The following is an 18,595-nucleotide window of genomic DNA, read 5'->3' on the forward strand; positions in this document are numbered from 1 at the left end:
TTCGAAGAACGGCGTCGCTTCACTCGCCTATGGCGACGAAGTAATCCAGCGCGGCTGTCGCAACCTCAGGCTGGATTACTTCGCTTCGACTGCCACGACGAGTGAGCAGCCATTGCGACGGATGGAGTTGCGCTTACTCCGCCGGCGTTGTCGCCGTGTGGCGGCCACCCTGCTGCTCCTCCGGTGATTCCACCGTCCGCGTGACGAGACGGAAGAACAGGGGGACGAAGATGATGGCGAGTGCGGTTGCCGCGATCATGCCGCCGATTACGCCGGTGCCGATCGAGTGGCGTGCGGCGGACCCTGCGCCGGTCGAGATGGCCAGCGGCAGCACGCCGAGGATGAAGGCCAGCGACGTCATGATGATCGGGCGGAAGCGCAGGCGCGCCGCTTCGACCGCGCTGTCGAAGATCGATGCGCCTTCGTGGTGTCGTTGCGCTGCGAACTCGACGATCAGGATCGCATTCTTGGCCGCAAGGCCGATCAGCGTGATCAAGCCGATCTGGAAATACAGATCGTTCTCGATGCCGCGCAGCCAGATTGCGACGATTGCTCCGAACAATGCGAACGGCACTGCGGTCAGCACCGCCAGCGGCAGCGACCAGCGCTCGTACTGCGCGGCCAGGATCAGGAACACCATCAGCAGGCCGAACAGGAAGCCCTGATAGCCTGTGCCCGCGGTGGAGACCTCCTGATAGGCCGAACCTGTCCAACCGATGGTGAAGTCGGGCGGCAGCTCCTTGTTGACGACGTCTTGGATCGCCTCCAGCGCCTGACCCGACGAATAGCCGGGCGCCGGGTTGCCCATGATCTTGGCGGCTGGGAAGATGTTGAAGCGCTCCACCGTGTCGGGGCCGATGATGCGCTCGACCTTGACCAGCGCGTCGAGCGGCACCATCGCGCCGGTGTCGGCGCGCACGTAGAGGAACCGCATGTCGTCGGGCGAGTGTCGGAAATCGGCCTCGGAGGAGAGGCTGACGCGGAACGTGCGGCCGTACAACTGGAAGTCGTTCACGTAGAGGCTGCCGAACGCGCTCTGCATGGTATCGAAGATCGTCGTCATCGGCACGCCGAGCGTCTTTGCCTTGTCGCGGTCGACCGTGGTCCGGTACTGCGGCACGGCGGTGGAGAACAGCGTCTGCACGCCGGTCAGCTCCGGCCGCTGTGCGGCTGCGGCGACGACCTTGTTCGCCGCCTGTGCGAGGTTCTGCAGCGAGCCGCCGGAGCGGTCCTGCAGATAGAGTTCGAAGCCGCCGGTCATGCTGATGCCCTGGATCGGCGGCGGATTGATGCCGAACATGATGCCGTCGCGGAAGGTCGCGTTCAGCGCGCCGAAGGATTGCGCCAGGACGCGCGCATCCTCGGACGGCTTCGTGCGCTCGGACCAGTCCTTCAGCGTGACGAAGGCGACACCCGCGCTGGTTTTTTGCGCAAATGACAGGACGTCGAAGCCAGCCATGGAGAAGACGTTTCCGACCGCCGGATTTTCCCGCGCGCCGGCGACGATCTTTTGCGCCACGGCGCTGGTGCGTTCCAGTGATGCGGCCGGGGGCAGCATGGTCACGAGCAGGTTGTAACCCTGGTCCTCATCCGGCAACAGGCCGCTCGGTACGCGCATGAACAAGAGTCCGGTCAAACCCAGCATGACGGCGACGAGCGCCAGCGACTGGAAGGTGTGCCTCAGGAAATACGCGACGATGCTGCTGAACCGGTCGGTAATCCAGTCGAAGACACGGTTGAAGACGCGGAACGGTGCGACCGGCTCTCGATGCTGCAACTGGAGGAAGATCGCGCCGAGCGCCGGCGTCAGCGTCAGCGCGACGATGCCGGAGATCACCACCGACACCGAGATCGTCACCGCAAACTGCCGGTAAAGTTGACCGGCAAGTCCACCGAGGAACGACACTGGAATGAACACGGCGCACAGCGTCAGCACGATCGCGACGATCGGCCCGCTGACCTGGTTCATCGCCTTGATCGCGGCCTCGCGCGGCTCCAGCCGCTCCGTGCGCATGATGCGCTCGATGTTCTCCAGCACCACGATCGCGTCGTCGACGACGATGCCGATCGCCAGCACCAGGCCGAACAGCGTCAGGAGGTTGATGGAGAAACCCAGCGCGTACATGCCAGCGAAGGTGCCGACAATTGATACCGGCAATGCCAGCACCGGGATGATCGTCGCGCGAACGTTCTGCAGGAACAGGAAGATCACCAGCACGACGAGGATGATCGCCTCGATGAACGTCATGACGACTTCCTCGATCGAAACCTCGACGAAGCGCGTGGTGTCGAACGGGATATCGTAGGTCAGATCCTCAGGGAAACGCTTGGAAAGGCGCTCCATCGCGGCCTTGACCTCCTTCGTCACCTGGATCGCGTTGGCCCCGGGCTGCAGGAAGACGCCGATCGGCACCGCCGGGCGGCCGTTGAAGGTCGCGTCGAGTGAATAGTCCTGTGCGCCGAGCTCTACACGCGCGACGTCCTTGATGCGCAGGGCGCCGCCGAACTCGTCGGTGCGCAGAATAATGTTCTCGAACTCCTTCGGGTCGCTGTAGCGGGCTTGCGTCGAGACCTGGTAGGTGAATTCCGTCCTTTCCTTTTGCGGCTGCTCGCCGAACCGGCCGGCGGAGAACTGATTGTTCTGCTCGCGGATAGCGGCGGCGATGTCACTGGGCGTGAGGCCGAGCTCTGAAAGCCTGTCCGGGCGCTGCCAGATGCGCATGGAGTAGTTGGAGGCTCCGAACAGAACGGCATCGCCCACACCCGGCGTGCGCCGCAACTCGTCGATGACGTTGATCAGCGCATAGTTGGAAACGAAGATGGTGTCGTACCGACCGCCCGGCGACGACATCGCGATCACTTCCAGGATCGAGGAGGAGCGCTTCTGCACTTGAACGCCGAGACGCTGCACCTCCTGCGGTAGCAGCGGCAGCGCGCGCTGGACACGGTTGTTGACGTTGATGGTTGCCTGATCGGGATCGGTGCCGATCTGGAAGGTAACCGTCAGGGTGAGCGTGCCGGAGCCGGTGGAAGTCGAGCGCATGTAGAGCATGTTCTCGACGCCGTTGACCTGCTGCTCGAGCGGAGCGGCAACCGTAGAGGCAATACTCTCGGCCGAAGCGCCGGGATATGTCGCCTGAACCGTGACCTCGGGCGGAACGATCTCGGGATACTGCTCGATCGGCAGGACGCGCATGGCGATCAGGCCACCCAGCACGATGACGATCGAGATGACGGCGGCGAAGATCGGCCGATCGATGAAGAATTTGGAGATCATTTCTTTTTCTCGCTGGCCCCGTCTTTCGCCTTCTTCTCCGCTTCGGCGCCTTTCGCGGGCTCTGCGGCCGCCTGTTCGCCGTTTTTCCTCGGCACGTAAGGCGAGGTCTTCACCGGCGCGCCCGGGCGCACGCGCATGATGCCGTCGATGATCACCTTGTCGCCTTCATTGAGCCCCTCGCGAACGACCCAGCTTGTGGGATCGATCTCACGGTCCAGCTTGACCGGGCGAACTTCGGCAGCGCCGCTCGAGTTCACGGTGTAGACGAATGTGCCTTGCGGGCCCTGCGAAACGGACTGCTGGGGAATGACGATCGCTTTCGGTAGAATGATTCCCTTCAAGACCAGCCGCACGAACTGCCCCGGCAGCAGGACGCCGTCTTCATTCGGAAACACCGAACGGATTTGCACCGTGCCGGTCCGCAGGTCGACGTTTTGCGATGACATGATGACCTTGCCCGTCTGCGGATACGTCGTGCCATCGCCGAACTGGATCGAGACGGTGATCTCGTCCTCGCGCAGCGGCCTGCGTTCGAGCCCCTCGTTGAGGATCCGGAACGAGCGAAGCTCCTGCTCGGTCGTCGAGAAGTTGACATAGGCCGGATCAAGCTGGGTGATCGTCGTCAGCACGGTTTGCTGCGCCTGCGCGATCGAGCCTTCGGGTGGTGAGAGCAGCGCCGTCGGCCCCGACACCGGCGCCTTGACGACGGTGAACTCGAGGTTGAGCTTGGCGGTCTCGATATCGGCCTCCGCCTGCTGCACCGAGGCGCGAGCCTGGTCCCGTGCTGCGCGTGCGTCGTCGAGTTGCTTCGGAGTGGCGACCTGCTTGGTTGCGAGGTCCTGAATGCGGTTGAAGTTCTCTTCCGTCTGAAACACGGTCGCCTTTGCCTGCGCGAGCAGGGCGACAGAGCGGTCGTATGCGGCTTGATATGGCCGCGGATCGATCCGGAACAGGACATCGCCCTGCTTGACCCGGGCGCCTTCCGCATATTCACGCCGCATGATCGTGCCGCTCACCAGCGAGCGGATCTCAACGGCGCGAAAGCCCGCAACGCGGCCCGCATAGGCTGGCGCCAGCGGCACGTCGGCGCGCTTGATGTCGAGCACGGTGACATCCGGTGGCGGCGGCGCTGCCTTCTGCGGTGCCTGGCCGCCACGATGGGTCACAAAATAATAGGCCCCCGCAGCCGCCAGCAGGACGACCAGGGTGCCGGCGACGGTGCGCGATGTTCGTGCCATTCCAATTGCCTTGCAGAAAGGTGATGCCGCGCGCGAGCCCCTGCGGCGGCTGGATTGTGCATCGCATTAACATGGCGTTAGTGAGGGCGGAAAGCCGTCTTTCGGCCACCCTGGCAGAATCGTGTGGTTAGACAGTGTCGCTCGCGCGAGCGTTGCCGCGGACAGACCTTGGAATAGATCTATCCGCGCCGGCAGAGCCGGCCCCAAGCGGGGCCACCATTGTCAGCGCGATCAGCGAGCAAATAAGGGCAGGTGCGAGCGGCCGTGAAGTCCGGCGCTAGTCGTGGCGCAACATGGTCTTCAGCACGCGATTGAACTCGTCGGCTCGTTCATAGGCGACCCAGTGTCCGCCATTCTCGACGACGTGGAACTGGCAGCCCGGGTCGAGTTGAAGAAAGGTCTCGCGGATCTGATCCACCTGCCAGCCGGAGATGGCATCGAACCGACCCCAGATTGCGGCTAGGCTCGGCTTTGCCCGCTCCAGCGAAGCAAGGGTCGTGAAATGCCGCGGCGGCTTGCGCGACAGCGTGCGCAGGCCGTTCCGCATCTGAACGTTGACCGCGAGGTCGTCGATCGACTTCGGATCGTGCAACATAAGGATGCCGACATTCTGGCGCTGGACCTTGGCAAGCTCGGCCTCGGTCGCGGCGAACCTCCAGGTTGCCAGCGGCTTCATCGTCGGATCGCGCTGCACCAGGCCGGCTGCGCCGGACAGCACGAGGCGGCGAATCCGCTGCGGGATGCGGGCGGTGACATTCGCCGCGGTCATGCCGCCGAACGAGAAGCCGACGAGGTTGATCGCCTCGGTCGGGATCATCGTCTCCAGTGCGCCGGCCAGAATGCGCGAGAGCGCCGCCATCGCGATCGGCGGCGGTTGCCAGCTGGGATCAAGCGGGTCGCGGAAGTCATTGGTCTCGCCCGCAAGCAGTTTCAAATCGTCGTCGGAGAACGGATCCGAATCGCCCATGCCCGGCAGGTCGACCGCATACACAGTGTACTCGCGCGACAGGTCCGGGATGTTCCTGATCCAATGGGTCCAGGATCCCGATCCGCCGTGGAAGAACACCAGCGGTGGGCCGGATCCCCACTTACGCCAGACGATGCGGCCCTTGCTGAGCGGGGTCTCGATGCGTTCGGCCTTCTCGTCCCACTCGGCGATCGTCGGGTGCGGCTTGATGTCGAGATTGGCGAGCGATTTGTCCTGAAGGTCTGCGACGGTCATGGCGTATGAGGTGAAATCCGCAAAACAGAAATGATGATTGAAATTAGTAACTTACGCTGCGCTCCAGGTGAAGTGCTGCAGCGCGTTGAGGCTCTGCCGCAAGGGCAGGGGCCTATGCGTCAAACAGCAAGCGCATGCCGTGCTGCGGACTTATCCGGCGCTGCGGGCTTTCGGTTGCGACTTGGTAAGCGTCGCTCCCATGGCGGCGATCAGCGGGCGCATGAAAAAGGCGCCGTTGTCCGGGGCGATATCGGTTTTGAAGCCGAATGCCCTCAACTCATCGGACACGACGGGCCCGACTGAGGCAACCGGCGTTCGGTCCAGCGCCTGGTGCAACTGACCTTCAAGGCCCTTCGCCTTCGCGGTGTCCACGAGCCGGCGCACCTGACCCGAGCTGGTCAGCGCAATCGCATCGATCCGGCCCGCCGCCATCTCATCGATCGCGGTGACGATGTTCGCCTCCGCAGCTTGGGAGTCATAAACGTAGGGCAGGACAGTATCGACGCTGGCGCCGCGAGCGGCGATGAAATCGATCAGCATCGAATGGTCCTTCTCCGGATAGAGCTGCAGGCCGAGACGGTGTCCCGCCATGTCGAGTTCGGCCAGCGTCTCGGCGATCCCTTCCGAAGTCGGCTTCTCGGTAATCACCTGAGCTTCAAGCCCAACTTCACGCAATGCCCGTACCGGTTTGGGTCCGCGCGCGAATTTCCTCGCGCTTGCCAGCGCTGCAACGAACGGCTTCTCGACGTCGAGCCGCCTGACCACCTTCATCAACCGCCGCAAACCTTCGCCCGTCATCAGCACGAGGTCGTCGCAGGGCCGTTCGATGAAGCGGCCGATCCATGCCTCGACCGGCGCGGGATCGGGCGCATCGTTGATGGTGAACATTGGACACTGCATCACGTCGGCGCCCTGTTCCTTCAGCAGGCGGGAAAACTGCGCCTCCTCGCGCGTCTCGAGGATCAGGATGCGGTAGCCGGTAAGTTTCTCGGGCATGCCTCGCCTATGGCCGGTCGTTTCGGCCATCCGTCGTTCTTTGCTGCTGAGGCGAACTTAAAGACGTGGATGCCCGGCACAAGGCCGGGCATCACGAAAATCAAGCCACGTGTGGAACCGGGGACCCTAGACGACGTGTCGCTTCTTCAGATCGGCGATGCGGTCTTTGTCGTAGCCCAGAACCTGCAGCACGGCCTCCGTGTGCTCGCCGGCGTCCGGGGCGGCAAGACGGATCGTCGATGGCGTACGTGACATCGTAGCCGCTTGGCTAACCACATTGATCTCGTTGAGTTTCTTGTGCTTGACTGGCTTCACTTGGCCGAGCTGTTTGACCTGCGGATCGGCGAACATCTGATCGATCGAATAGATCGGGCCTGACGGGACACCTGCTTCGTTCAGGATCGTCACCCACTCCTCCGAGGTGCGCGTGACCGTCACCTCGTCGATCATGGCGTTCATCTTTTCCTTGTTCTTGCGTCGCTCGCTGGCCTTGGACCAGACCGGATCGGACTTCCACTCCGGCTTGCCGAGGGCATCGCAAAGGCGGACGAACAGCTTGTTGCCGGATGCGGCGATGTTGATGTGGCCGTCCTTGGTCTTGAACACGCCGGTCGGAATGCCGGTCGGGTGATCGTTGCCGGCCTGTGGCGGCACTTCCTTGCCGATCAGCCAGCGGGTCGCCTGGAAGTCGAGCATCTGGATCATCGCCGACAACAGCGAGGTCTTCACCCACTGGCCTTCGCCGGAGCGCTCGCGCTCGTACAGGGCCATCAGCACTGTCGTCGACAGGAATATCCCTGCGGTGAGATCGCAGATCGGGATGCCGACGCGTACCGGGCCTTGTCCCGGCAACCCCGTAATCGACATGAGTCCGCCCATGCCCTGCGCAATCTGATCGACGCCCGGCCGGTCGCGATAGGGACCAGTGTCGCCGAAGCCGGAAAGGCTGGCATATATCAGGCGCGGGTTGATCTTGCGGATCGTCTCGTAGTCGATGCCGAGCCGGTCCTTCACGGCGGGGCGGAAGTTCTCGACGATCACATCGGCTTCCTTCGCCAACTCTTTGAAAATGGCGAGGCCGTCCGGGTCCTTCAGGTTCAACGTCACGCTGCGCTTGTTGCGGTGCAGGTTCTGGAAATCGAACCCGTGCCGGTCGTCGGTCGCTGCATCGCCGCCACCGCCCGGTTGCTCGATCTTGAGCGCCCGTGCGCCCCAGTCAGTCAGTTGACGAACGCAGGTCGGGCCGGCCCGTGCATGCGTAAGGTCGAGCACCTTGATCCGCCACAAGGGGCCGTCGGCGGCGCTGCCCGCGCCCCAAGCCGCGTCGCGGGGGCCTTTCTCGCCGGCGATGATTTCAGGTTTGTTCATTGCTTTCCCCTTGTCTCAGTCATTCCCTGCGCCGCGCGAACCGACACAGACTCAGTCGATCGCTGCATGAATGATGTTGGCGACGCGGTCGAGCCGAAGCGAGTGGAAAGGCTCGTTCGCGAAGTGGTTGGTCATGTAGGTGAAGGAGACGCCGCTGGTCGGGTCCGCCCAGGAATAGGACGAGCCGGCACCGCCGTGACCGAAAACGCTGGGCGCGCCGATCGTGCCGAGACCGCGGATACGGTCGCTTTCGCCACGCAGGTGTGGCCCAAGGCCCCGATGCATCGGAATGCCGCCCATCGCCGCGTCCGGCATCTCGCCGGTCTGGTTCCTCGCCACATAGGCGATCAGCCGCGGAGAGAGGATGCGGCGGCCATGCAGTGTGCCTTTGTTGAGCAGCGCCTGATAGAACGCGACGATGCCGCGTGCAGTGCCGTAGCCACCGCCGCCGGGAAGGCCGGCCGCTCGCACCTCGCGGCGGTTGTCGCGCAACTCACTGTCGCCCGAAATCATAACGCAGCGGGAATCCTGCGTCTCAGGCACGCCGACAAAGACGTCGTCGGCGATGCCGAGTGGTTCAGTGACCCGCTCACGGATCGCGTCGCGATAGTCCTTGCCGGTCACCGCCTCGATCACCATCGCCTGTACGAGGTGGGCCGCACGCGGGTGGTATTGCAGGCGCGTCCCGGGCGTCCAGTCGAGCGAGAAATCGCAGACCTCTTTCCGCATCAGCTTGTGGTCGAACCACGCTGCCTCGGTGATGTTGCCCGACGGGAAGCCGCCGGTGTGGCTCATGACCTGGTGCAGCGTGATGTCCGCCTTGCCGCGTTCGGCGAATTCGGGGAGGTGGTCGGCCACCTTGTCCATGAAGGACAGCTTGCCTTCCTCGATCAGCGTCCAGACGGTGGCGCTGGTGAACACCTTCGTCTGCGAGAACATCTGGAACAGCGTACGATCGTTCACCGGCTGCGCTTCGGTCCCGGCCGTGGTCTTGCCGTAGCTGCGAAACAACAGCAACTCGCCGTTTCTGGCGAGCGCGATCTGCGCGCCGGGATAGCGACGTTGCCCGATATGCCCTTTAATCAGCGCGTCGAGGTGGTCGATCTGCGTTGCGGCGATCCCATGCTTTGCAAGGTCCCCTGCAGGAAGCGGATAGGCGTCGACTTTGACGGGCGCGTTCATGGCGTTTCCCCTTGATCTTCGCTGCGATTGGGCAGGAGCGAGGCGCAGCAAGGCCAAGCAGATTCAACCGCGTCTGCGATAGGTGCGCAAGGGGTTCGGAAGCCGTGTCTGTGCAACCGATCCATGCTTGCCGGGGACAGCGCGGTCCGCCTGGCGGATCGAAAAAGCGTGGATGAGCAATCAGAGTCGACGCGGGCTCCGCGGAAAGAGGTCGCCGATGCAGAGTTACGCTTCCGTCAGGGTCTTCTCGATCTCTTCAACCGGCTGATTGGTCAGGTCCTTGTCGACTTCGGCGATCACGCGCTTCTCGACTTCCTGATGCACCGATCGGCGCAGGCATGCGAGAATCTTCGGTGGAGCTGCAATCACCAGCGCCTCGATGTTCTTTTCGCGTACCAGTACCTGAAGCGTGTCCGCAATGCCCCTCGCGAAGCGTTGCTCGTCGAGCTCGTGCCAATCGGTCTGCTCCATCGCGCTGCGGCGGGTGCCGACGCTCGCGAAAGCACGGCCGGGCCGGTCGGTGCCTTGCTCGCGAGTCGGAGGATTGTCGTTCTCGAAAACGTGTTCGGTTCTCAGTTTCGGAGATGCGGCGTCGCCTTCATTGCGGAACAGGAGGGCCTTACGGCCATCGCCGACGAATACATAGGCATCATGGGGAATTCTGAGGGCGGTTTTGCCGCGCGACATCGTTGACCTCGCTTGTTCTCCGAACGAGGCAAACCGTTCGCAGCCGGAATGGTTCCGACTGCGAACACTTCGCTATTAATGGTCCCGGATCGCGTAGACGTCGCGCTCAGAAGATGCGTTCCACCGGCAGTCCCATCGCCATCGCGCCGGCGTACTGCGCCTGCGGCCCGGATTGCAGCGGATGGTAGCGCGCCGCCTGGATGTCGCGGAAGCGCCGCTCCAGACCTGCGGCCCGATAGAAGCCCGCACCGCCCGCAAGCTCCATCGCGTGTTCGACGGCTGCGATGGCATGCCGCGTCACCAGCGCCTTGCCCGTCATTACCTGATTCACCGTCGCCGCGGACGGTGCGCTCTTGCGAATGGCGTCCAGCATCCAGTCGCAAGCAAGCCGCGCCGCGGTGAGTTCAGTCTCCATCTTGCCCGCCAATTCGAGAGTGTGCTGGTTCTGCCTTTGCTTACCGAGGTCGAGCGCGATGTCGCGCGCGCCCTCTGCGACGCCGAGATAGACCGAGTAGATCAGCGGGAAGGCAATGGTTGCGATGATCTGGAACAGCGGATGCCATTCGCCCGCTTTCCGGCTCAGCGCAACGGCAGCGTCGGGCACGACGTGCCCGTCGATCATGACGTCATGCGAGCCGGTGCTGCGCATGCCGAGCGTGCGCCAGGTGTCGAGCACCTTCACCTTGGGGGAATTCATCGGCACGCCGAAATGCAGCACTATCGGCGGCTTGCCGCCTTCTTCGAGAACCGCGCCGGTCATCATGAGGTCGCCCGCCGGTGCTCCGGACGAGAAGATCTTTCGCGCAGTGATGCGATAACCGCCATCGACCTTCTCAGCCTTGCCGGAGCCCGCGATCCAGTCGGAACCGCCGCTCGACAACAGCACGATGCGTTCAGCCGCCACTCGTTTCAGCAGCGGCTCGACCGCCGCGACCTTTTGGTGTGTCCAGCGCCACGCCGGAATCGCCACCTGATGCGTGTGCATCGAGAAAGCGAGCGCGGTCGAGCCGCAGTGACGGGCGAGCATGCGCAGCATTGCTGCCAGGTCGTCGATGCTGGCGCCGCTGCCGCCGAGCTCCTGCGGCACGCCGGCCTCAACCAGTCCTGATGATCTCAAGAGCGTAAAATTGTCGGCGACGAACTGATCCTCATCGCTGACTTCACTGGCGCGCCGCGCGAAGATCGGTCCGAGTTCGCGGGCGACGTCAAGTACGGTGCGCGGCTTGGCCGCCGTCATGTCGACAGGTGTGATTGTGTTCATGGTCTCCTCCACCGCCCTCATTGGCGGAATGGTCGCGATTATCGTTAGGCGGCCACCTCGCTCTCCAGTTCAGGAAATGGACTGCGCCAAGGCGCCGCAATGAAACGCGGCTGAAACCTGCGCCGCGGTCCGGCCACCATTTGCGCGACGCCTGGTTGTTTTCGGACGACCTGCAAGGACGAGGGGACGCGTAATGCCCCTCTTTGGACCACCCGCCGGTCAAAATTTACGATTTTGCGAACCCTCAAGTGACGGAGAGGGCGGTTTGCAGTACACTTATTGTACTGCCTGAACCCCGATTTTTTCTTGTGAGGTATTGCTTGTCCGACCACGTTGACCGTGGAAGCTATGGCCAGTTTTGCCCTGTTGCTATGGCGGCGGAGATCGTCTGTTCACGCTGGACGGCGCTGGTGCTGCGTGAACTGCTCTGCGGGTCGACGCGCTTCAACGATCTCAGGCGCGGAGTGCCGCGTATGTCGCCGACGTTGCTGTCGAAGCGGCTGAAAGAATTGGAGGAGGCGGGCGTCATCGTGGCGATACCGACCGCGCAGCCAGGCGTTGTCGACTACCGGTTGACCGATGCCGGCGAGGAGCTGCGCGAGGTCGTCGAGTCGCTCGGGGTCTGGGGCCAGCGCTGGGTCGAATCTTCGGTGACGCTGAAGAACCTGGATCCGTCGCTCTTGATGTGGGACATGCGGCGTAACCTGAAGATCGAGCCGCTGCCGACGCGCCGCTGCACCATCAACTTCACTTTTCCGGAGCTCAGCGCCGGAAGAAAATCGTGGTGGCTCGTGATCGACGGCGGCAAGGTCGATCTCTGCGGCTTTGATCCCGGCTACGAAGTTGACCTTTACGTGCGCAGCTCGCTCTACAGCATGACGTCGGTCTGGATGGGGCACGCGACGCTGAGGGTCGAAGTCGACGCCGGCAGGATCGAGCTCACCGGCGACCGCGCCATTGCCGGCTCGATGGACGCGTGGCTGGGCTTAAGTCCACTTGCCAAGGCATATCGGCGCCACGTGGCGTGACCGGCGAAAAGCTCAGCGCGCTTCCGTGCGCAGCACGTGCACGGCGAAAAAGCCAAACACGCCCGCGAATGTGTAGTCGATCGCCCGCATTACCTTCGGGCTTGCTTTCATCACCTCGATGAAACGTTCGGCGACGAGCACGAGAAGAAATCCCATGACGATCGCGAAGGCGACGAAATAGACGCCGAGGAAAAGCAGTTTGCCGGCAGCGTGCGCGTCGCCGGCGGCGATGAACTGGGGCAGGAAGGTGATGAAGAACAGCACCACCTTCGGATTGGTGAGGTTGGTTCCGACCGCCATCCAGAACGTCCGCGCGGTAGACGGCATGGCCCCCGTTTCGGCGCCAAGGCGCAGCGCCGAGCCGTGCCGGATGGCGTCATAGGCGAGCCACAGGAGATAGAGCGCGCCGATGATCTTCATTGCCGTGAACAGGGTCGCGGATGCTGCAATGATCGCCGAGAGCCCGAGTGCTGCGGCGACTGAATGCACGAGGCAACCGGCGGACGCGCCGAGCATGCTGGCCATGCCCGCCTTGCGCCCGCCTTGCATCGTTTTGGCGAGCATCAAGCTCATGTCGGGGCCAGGCGTCACATAGAGGACGAAGCAGGCGACGGTGTAGGCGATTAGGGTAGGGGCGTCGGGCAGAAAGGTCATCGTCGCGCTCATGCAAGGTTCGAGACTTGGATACAGTTAGCACAATCGCGATTGGCCGCCACCCTGACCTGGCGCTCACGCAACCTCGTTGGCGCGCCGCCAGACGGGAAACGGATCGGGCAGGCGCTCCCATGCGCTCTTACGCATGCCCGGCGGGCCGGTGACGAGGCATTCGTCAAGGCGTCGGCGGATGGCGTCTTCATCCATATCGGTACCGATGAACACGATCTCCTGGCGGCGATCGCCGTAGAAGTCATTCCAATTCCGCTTCAGCGACTGCTGCCAAGCAGGATCGTTCGGCCATTGCTTCTCGGGGATGTTCGCCCACCAGAAGCCAAGTCCTTCGGTGCGAACAATGGCGCCTGCCTGGCTGAGTTCGCCGACCCATTGCGGCCGTGTCGCGAGCCAGAAGTGCCCTTTCGTGCGAATGACACCGGCCCACGACTCCTGCAGGAAGCGATGAAACCTGGACGGATCGAACGGACGCCGCGCACGGTAGACGAAGCTCTTGACGCCGTACTCCTCGGTTTCCGGGGTGTGCTGCGCGAAGCCGTACAATTCCTTGTACCACTGCGGGTTCTGCTGTGCCTTCTCGAAGTCGAACAGGCCGGTGTCCAGCACGTCGGCGAGCGGGACCTGCGAAAAGCTGGTCTCGATCAGTCGCGCCGATGGATTGAGCGAGCGCACGATTTTTCGCGCGGCGGCGAGCTGATCAGCGGACGCGTCACGCACCTTGTTGAGCACCACCACGTCGGCAAATTCGATCTGCTCGACCAGAAGGTCGGCCAGACAGCGGGTGTCGTCGTCGCCAAGCGACTCGCCGCGCTGGCGCAGGAAATCGGTGGAGGAATAGTCCTTCAAGAGGTTCACCGCATCGACGACAGTCACCATTGTATCGAGGCGTGCGACATCGGAAAGGCTCGCGCCATCCTCATCGCGGAAATCGAAGGTCGCAGCGACCGGGAGCGGCTCGGAAATGCCCGTGGATTCGATCAGCAGGTAGTCGAAGCGGCCGTCCTGCGCCAAGGCGCGCACTTCGTTCAGAAGGTCCTCGCGCAGCGTGCAGCAGATGCAGCCATTGGTCATCTCCACCAGCTTCTCGTCAGTCCGCGAGAGATTGGCACCGCCATCGCGAATGAGGTCGGCGTCGATGTTCACCTCGCTCATGTCGTTGACGAGAACTGCGACCTTCATGCCCTGCCGGTTGTTCAGCACATGATTCATCAGCGTCGTCTTCCCAGAGCCGAGGAATCCGGACAACACGGTGACGGGCAGTTTTCTTGTGCTGGTCGAATAGCTTGTGAAGTGCGCGGAGCCGGGCATGCACCAAATCTCTCCTATATGTTATGTTATAACATAACATATAGATTAAGCCGATGTGTCAAGCCCGCACTGGCGGCTAACGATTTTTAGGTTGGCCTCCATCCGTCATGCCCCGCGCAGGCGGCATCCGGTACGCCGCAGCGCTTCGATTTTATCGCGGACGCCTGAGGTTTCGCGGGGACGACGGTGAGAGCGTGGCGCCGATCTCTCCGAACTCATGATCGGTCGCGATAACTGCAGCGGTCACTCCCAGGTCAGCGCACCGCCGTTTTGATACTCGATCACCCGCGTTTCGAAGAAGTTCTTCTCCTTCTTCAGGTCCATCGCTTCCGACATCCATGGGAACGGGTTTTCGGTCTCCGCAAAGACCGGCGGCAGGCCAAGTTGCGCACAGCGGCGATTGGCGATGAAGTGCATGTAGCGTTCGCAGAGCGCGGCGTTCAGCCCGAGAAAGCCGCGCGGCATCGTATCCCGGCCATAAGCCGCTTCGAGTTCGGCCGCGTCATTGATCATGCCGCGCACCTCGTCCTGGAACGCGCGCGTCCACAGGTGCGGATTCTCGATTCTGATCTGGTTGATGACGTCGATGCCGAAATTCAGGTGCAGGGACTCATCGCGCAGGATGTACTGATATTGCTCGGCGATACCGACCATCTTGTTGCGGCGGCCAAGCGACAGGATCTGCGCAAAGCCGGTGTAGAACCACATGCCCTCGAACACCACGTAGAACGCGACAAGGTCGCGCAGGAACGCTTGATCTCGTTCCGGCGTACCGGTCTTGAAATCTGGATTGTCGAGGTTCTGCGTGTGCTTCAGCGCCCAGGCCGCCTTGTCGGTGATCGAGGGGACTTCGCGATACATATTGAACAGTTCGCCCTCATCGAGGCCGAGGCTTTCGACGATGTACTGAAAAGTATGGGTGTGGACGGCCTCCTCGAACGATTGCCGCAGCAGGTACTGCCGGCATTCCGGATTGGTCAGGTGGCGGTAGATCGCCAGCACGATGTTGTTGGCGACCAGCGATTCAGAGGCTGCGAAGAAGCCTAGATTGCGCTTGATCGCACGCCGTTCGTTGTCGGTGAGACCGTCGCGTGACTTCCACAGCGCGATGTCGGCCTGCATCGAAACTTCCGTCGGCATCCAGTGGTTGTTGCAGCCGGCGATATACTTTTCCCACGCCCACTTGTACTTGAGCGGCAGCAACTGATTGACGTCGGCGCGGCAGTTGATCATCCGCTTCTCGTCCACCGAAACGCGGCTGCCGGCGCGGTCGATGGCACCGAGACCTGTCTGATCGGATTCGGCTGCCTGGGCGTTTGTGTTGAGCCGAACTGCCGCAGGCGGCGCGGGTGCGGGCTCGGTCCAGTCGAGCATAGCGCTTTCGTTCGCCCTGCTCATTGACACGCCTCGCATTCGGGATTGTCGATCGCGCATGCGATCACATCGGTCAGGTCCGGTGCTGTCGCCGCAGCCGTGTCGGCGCGCGCCGCCGAGACCGCATTCAACTTCCCGTCGGTGCCTTTCAGCGTCGATTTTTCCACATGGGTCGCGCTGCGCGAGCGCAGGTAGTAGGTGGTCTTCAGCCCGCGCTTCCAGGCGAGACGATAAAGCGCATCCAGTTTCCTGCCGGACGGGTTGGCGATGTAGAGGTTGAGCGACTGCGACTGGTCGATCCATTTCTGCCGCCGTGCGGCAGCCTCGATCAGCCAGGTCGCGTCGAGTTCGAACGCGGTGACATACAGCGCCTTGAGATCGTCCGGCACCCGATCGATCTGGCCGACGCTGCCGTCGAAATACTTCAGGTCCGAAACCATCACCTCATCCCATAGTCCGCGCGCCTTCAGGTCGCGCACCAGGAAGTCATTCACGATGGTGAAGTCACCCGACATGTTCGATTTCACGTAGAGGTTCTGGTAGTTCGGTTCGATCGACTGGGCGACGCCACAGATGTTGGAGATCGTTGCAGTCGGCGCGATCGCCATCACGTTCGAATTGCGCATACCAGTCACAGTCACCCGCTGACGCAGATCCGCCCAGTCGAGCGAAGTGGTGCGGTCGAGCTCCATGCCGCCACGTACATCGGCGACGAGCTCGAGCGAATCGACCGGCAGCACGCCTTTCGACCAGAGCGATCCGTCGAAGCTCGGATAGCGGCCGCGTTCGACCGCGAGCTCAACCGACGCCGAGATCGCATGGAACGAGATCACCTCCATGCTCCGGTCGGCAAAGGTCACGGCGGCGTCGGAGGCAAGGGCAATGCGTTGCACGTGCAGTGCGTCCTGGAAGCCCATGATGCCGAGGCCGATCGGCCGGTGGCGGAGGTTCGAGCGTCGTGCCTCCGGGACAGTGTAGAAATTGATGTCGATCACGTTATCGAGCATGCGCAGTGCGACCCTCACGGTCCGCCTGATCTTGTCCTGGTCGAGGCCGGCCTGCGTCACATGGTTGCGCAGGTTGACCGAGCCGAGATTGCAGACGGCGACCTCGTCGGCCGACGTGTTCAGCGTGATCTCGGTGCACAGGTTGGAGGAATGGATGACGCCGGCGTGCTGTTGCGGCGAGCGTAGGTTGCAGGGGTCCTTGAACGTGATCCACGGATGGCCGGTCTCGAACAGCATTGTCAGCATGCGTCGCCAGAGGTCGAGCGCACGCACCTTCTTGAAGACCCGCATTTCGCCCTTCGCCGCCTTCGTCTCATAATGGGCGTAACGCTCGGCAAATGCGTTGCCATAGAGATCATGCAGGTCCGGCGCTTCGTCCGGCGATAGCAGCGTCCAGTCGCCGTCCTGCTCGACGCGCTGCATGAAAAGGTCCGGCACCCAGTTTGCCGTGTTCATGTCATGGGTGCGCCGCCGCTCGTCGCCCGTGTTCTTGCGCAGGTCGAGAAATTCCTCGATGTCGACGTGCCACGTTTCAAGGTAGCCACAGACCGCGCCTTTGCGCTTGCCGCCCTGGTTGACCGCGATTGCCGTATCGTTGGCCACTTTCAGGAACGGGATCACGCCCTGGCTTTCGCCGTTGGTGCCCTTGATGTGCGCGCCCAGGCCGCGCACGGGCGTCCAGTCGTTGCCGAGCCCACCGGAATATTTCGCAAGCAGCGCGTTGTCCTTGATCGCCTTGAAGATGCCGTCGAGATCGTCGGCGACCGTGGTGAGGAAGCACGACGAAAGCTGCGGCCGCAGCGTACCCGAATTGAACAGCGTCGGCGTCGAGGCCATGAAATCGAACGACGACATGAGATCGTAGAACTCGATCGCGCGGGCCTCGCGGTCGATCTCGCGAGCGGCTAGACCCATCGCCACGCGCATGAAGAAGGCCTGAGGCAGCTCGATCCGCGCTCCCTGCACATGCAGGAAGTAGCGATCATAGAGAGTCTGCAGCCCGAGGAACTGGAACGACAGGTCGCGCTCCGGCTTCAGTGCGGCGGAAAGCCTCGCGAGGTCGAAGCGCGCGAGCTCAGGATCAAGCAGCTCGGCGGCGATGCCGGTGGCGATACACGCTGGAAAATACTCGGCATAGCGCGTCGCCATGTCGGCCTGCGAGGCGCTGACAGGCGTCTTGTGCACGAACGACAGCACTTCGCGACGCAGCTTGTCGAGTAGCAGCCGCGCGCTGACATAGGTGTAATTCGGCTCCTGCTCGATGAGCGTGCGCGCCGCCATGACGGGCGCGAGCGCCAGCTCGTCCAGGCTGATGCCGTCGTAAAGATTGCGTCGGGTCTCGGTGAGAACGGCCGCAGCGTTGACGCCGTCGAGTCCGACGCAGGCCTCGTCAATGATCAGCGACAGGCGCGCACCGTCGAGCGGCGTCCTGGCGCCGCCGGGCAGGACGACATTCAGCGTGGAGGCGGTCACCGCAGCGGAAGGGATGGTTGCTGCCTGCTTCTCGGCGCGTTCGCGGGCGCGCTCCTCGCGGTAGAGTACATAGGCGCGCGCGACCTTGTGGTGCTCGCTGCGCATCAGCGCAAGCTCGACCTGATCCTGGACATCCTCGATGTGGAAGGTACGGCCGTCGCCGAGCCGTCGCGTCAGTGCGGCCCCCACGTCGGCGGTGAGTTGCGCGACGTTTTCGTGCACGCGGCGGGAAGCGGCGGCGGTGTGGCCTTCGACCGCAAGAAATGCCTTCGTCATCGCGATCGAGATCTTCGCGGCGTCGAAGCGCGAGACGGTGCCGTTGCGCCGGATGATCTGCAGCGGCAGCTCGTTGGCGGACGCCATGGGCGGCTCGGCTTGCAGCTGCGTCGGCGGGGCCGTGACGGAGGCTTCGTGCGAAAGAGGCAAAGGCATTGGCGACCTCAAAATGTTTCGTTGAAGCGCGTCGGTTCAGCGCGCTTTGTTCGGAGGCTTGGGTCTGGAGGGC

General features: G+C 62.9%; 13 protein-coding genes. 1 reads left to right on the forward strand and 12 read right to left on the reverse strand.

Going from position 1 to position 18,595, the window contains the following annotated elements; genetic code table 11:
* Positions 1-133: 133 nt before the first annotated feature.
* From RCO31_RS11785 to RCO31_RS11820, 8 genes are all read right to left on the reverse strand, one after another.
* Positions 134-3,274 carry a multidrug efflux RND transporter permease subunit gene (locus RCO31_RS11785; protein ID WP_308968690.1) on the reverse strand — a complete coding sequence of 1,047 codons (3,141 nt, stop codon included), beginning with the start codon at positions 3,272-3,274 and terminating at the stop codon, positions 134-136.
* The gene (locus tag RCO31_RS11790) at positions 3,274-4,515 is read right to left on the reverse strand and encodes an efflux RND transporter periplasmic adaptor subunit (RefSeq protein WP_308968529.1); all 1,242 of its coding nucleotides are present in this window, start codon (positions 4,513-4,515) and stop codon (positions 3,274-3,276) included. Before RCO31_RS11790 ends, RCO31_RS11785 begins: the two co-directional genes overlap by 1 nt.
* Before the next feature lie 277 nt (positions 4,516-4,792).
* Positions 4,793-5,737, reverse strand: coding sequence for an alpha/beta fold hydrolase (locus RCO31_RS11795; protein WP_308968530.1), 945 nt, complete (start codon positions 5,735-5,737; stop codon positions 4,793-4,795).
* Between the two features lie 150 nt (positions 5,738-5,887).
* Positions 5,888-6,733 carry a uroporphyrinogen-III synthase gene (locus RCO31_RS11800; protein WP_308968531.1) on the reverse strand — a complete coding sequence of 282 codons (846 nt, stop codon included), beginning with the start codon at positions 6,731-6,733 and terminating at the stop codon, positions 5,888-5,890.
* Between the two features lie 126 nt (positions 6,734-6,859).
* Positions 6,860-8,101, reverse strand: a complete 1,242-nt coding sequence (locus RCO31_RS11805; protein WP_308968532.1) for a CoA transferase — start codon at positions 8,099-8,101, stop codon at positions 6,860-6,862.
* A gap of 51 nt (positions 8,102-8,152) precedes the next feature.
* On the reverse strand, positions 8,153-9,283 hold the full coding sequence (locus RCO31_RS11810) for a serine hydrolase domain-containing protein (RefSeq protein WP_308968533.1): 1,131 nt from the start codon (positions 9,281-9,283) through the stop codon (positions 8,153-8,155).
* Between the two features lie 225 nt (positions 9,284-9,508).
* Positions 9,509-9,970 (reverse strand): host attachment family protein, encoded by a 462-nt coding sequence (locus RCO31_RS11815; RefSeq protein WP_308968535.1) that lies wholly within the window; start codon positions 9,968-9,970, stop codon positions 9,509-9,511.
* 106 nt (positions 9,971-10,076) lie between these two features.
* Positions 10,077-11,231, reverse strand: coding sequence for an acyl-CoA dehydrogenase family protein (locus RCO31_RS11820; RefSeq protein ID WP_308968536.1), 1,155 nt, complete (start codon positions 11,229-11,231; stop codon positions 10,077-10,079).
* Positions 11,232-11,602: 371 nt separating this feature from the next.
* Between RCO31_RS11820 and RCO31_RS11825 the strand changes: the two genes are divergently transcribed.
* Positions 11,603-12,259 carry a helix-turn-helix domain-containing protein gene (locus RCO31_RS11825; protein WP_308968692.1) on the forward strand — a complete coding sequence of 219 codons (657 nt, stop codon included), beginning with the start codon at positions 11,603-11,605 and terminating at the stop codon, positions 12,257-12,259.
* 12 nt (positions 12,260-12,271) lie between these two features.
* On the opposite strand, the gene RCO31_RS11830 is transcribed toward RCO31_RS11825, so the two are convergent.
* The 4 genes from RCO31_RS11830 to RCO31_RS11845 all read right to left on the reverse strand — a co-directional run bounded on the left by RCO31_RS11830 (position 12,272) and on the right by RCO31_RS11845 (position 18,522).
* Entirely contained in the window at positions 12,272-12,913 is a 642-nt protein-coding gene (locus tag RCO31_RS11830) for a LysE family translocator (RefSeq protein ID WP_308968538.1), read from the reverse strand.
* A 75-nt stretch (positions 12,914-12,988) separates the two neighbouring features.
* On the reverse strand, positions 12,989-14,236 hold the full coding sequence (gene zigA / locus RCO31_RS11835) for a zinc metallochaperone GTPase ZigA (RefSeq protein ID WP_308968539.1): 1,248 nt from the start codon (positions 14,234-14,236) through the stop codon (positions 12,989-12,991).
* 243 nt (positions 14,237-14,479) lie between these two features.
* Positions 14,480-15,634 (reverse strand): ribonucleotide-diphosphate reductase subunit beta, encoded by a 1,155-nt coding sequence (locus tag RCO31_RS11840; RefSeq protein ID WP_374991463.1) that lies wholly within the window; start codon positions 15,632-15,634, stop codon positions 14,480-14,482.
* Positions 15,631-18,522, reverse strand: coding sequence for a ribonucleoside-diphosphate reductase subunit alpha (locus RCO31_RS11845; protein WP_374991464.1), 2,892 nt, complete (start codon positions 18,520-18,522; stop codon positions 15,631-15,633). Before RCO31_RS11845 ends, RCO31_RS11840 begins: the two co-directional genes overlap by 4 nt.
* Positions 18,523-18,595: the final 73 nt, after the last annotated feature.

The organism is Bradyrhizobium sp. LHD-71, assembly GCF_031157255.1.
Lineage (GTDB): Bacteria > Pseudomonadota > Alphaproteobacteria > Rhizobiales > Xanthobacteraceae > P52-10.

Coding starts and splice junctions, on each gene's coding strand:
- RCO31_RS11830 (WP_308968538.1), bottom strand. CDS start 12,913: ATGACCTTTCTGCCCGACGCCCCTACCCTAATCGCCTACACCGTCGCC.
- RCO31_RS11820 (WP_308968536.1), bottom strand. CDS start 11,231: ATGAACACAATCACACCTGTCGACATGACGGCGGCCAAGCCGCGCACC.
- RCO31_RS11790 (WP_308968529.1), bottom strand. CDS start 4,515: ATGGCACGAACATCGCGCACCGTCGCCGGCACCCTGGTCGTCCTGCTG.
- RCO31_RS11840 (WP_374991463.1), bottom strand. CDS start 15,634: ATGAGCAGGGCGAACGAAAGCGCTATGCTCGACTGGACCGAGCCCGCA.
- RCO31_RS11825 (WP_308968692.1), top strand. CDS start 11,603: ATGGCGGCGGAGATCGTCTGTTCACGCTGGACGGCGCTGGTGCTGCGT.
- RCO31_RS11845 (WP_374991464.1), bottom strand. CDS start 18,522: ATGCCTTTGCCTCTTTCGCACGAAGCCTCCGTCACGGCCCCGCCGACG.
- RCO31_RS11800 (WP_308968531.1), bottom strand. CDS start 6,733: ATGCCCGAGAAACTTACCGGCTACCGCATCCTGATCCTCGAGACGCGC.
- RCO31_RS11805 (WP_308968532.1), bottom strand. CDS start 8,101: ATGAACAAACCTGAAATCATCGCCGGCGAGAAAGGCCCCCGCGACGCG.
- RCO31_RS11815 (WP_308968535.1), bottom strand. CDS start 9,970: ATGTCGCGCGGCAAAACCGCCCTCAGAATTCCCCATGATGCCTATGTA.
- RCO31_RS11810 (WP_308968533.1), bottom strand. CDS start 9,283: ATGAACGCGCCCGTCAAAGTCGACGCCTATCCGCTTCCTGCAGGGGAC.
- zigA (WP_308968539.1), bottom strand. CDS start 14,236: ATGCCCGGCTCCGCGCACTTCACAAGCTATTCGACCAGCACAAGAAAA.
- RCO31_RS11795 (WP_308968530.1), bottom strand. CDS start 5,737: ATGACCGTCGCAGACCTTCAGGACAAATCGCTCGCCAATCTCGACATC.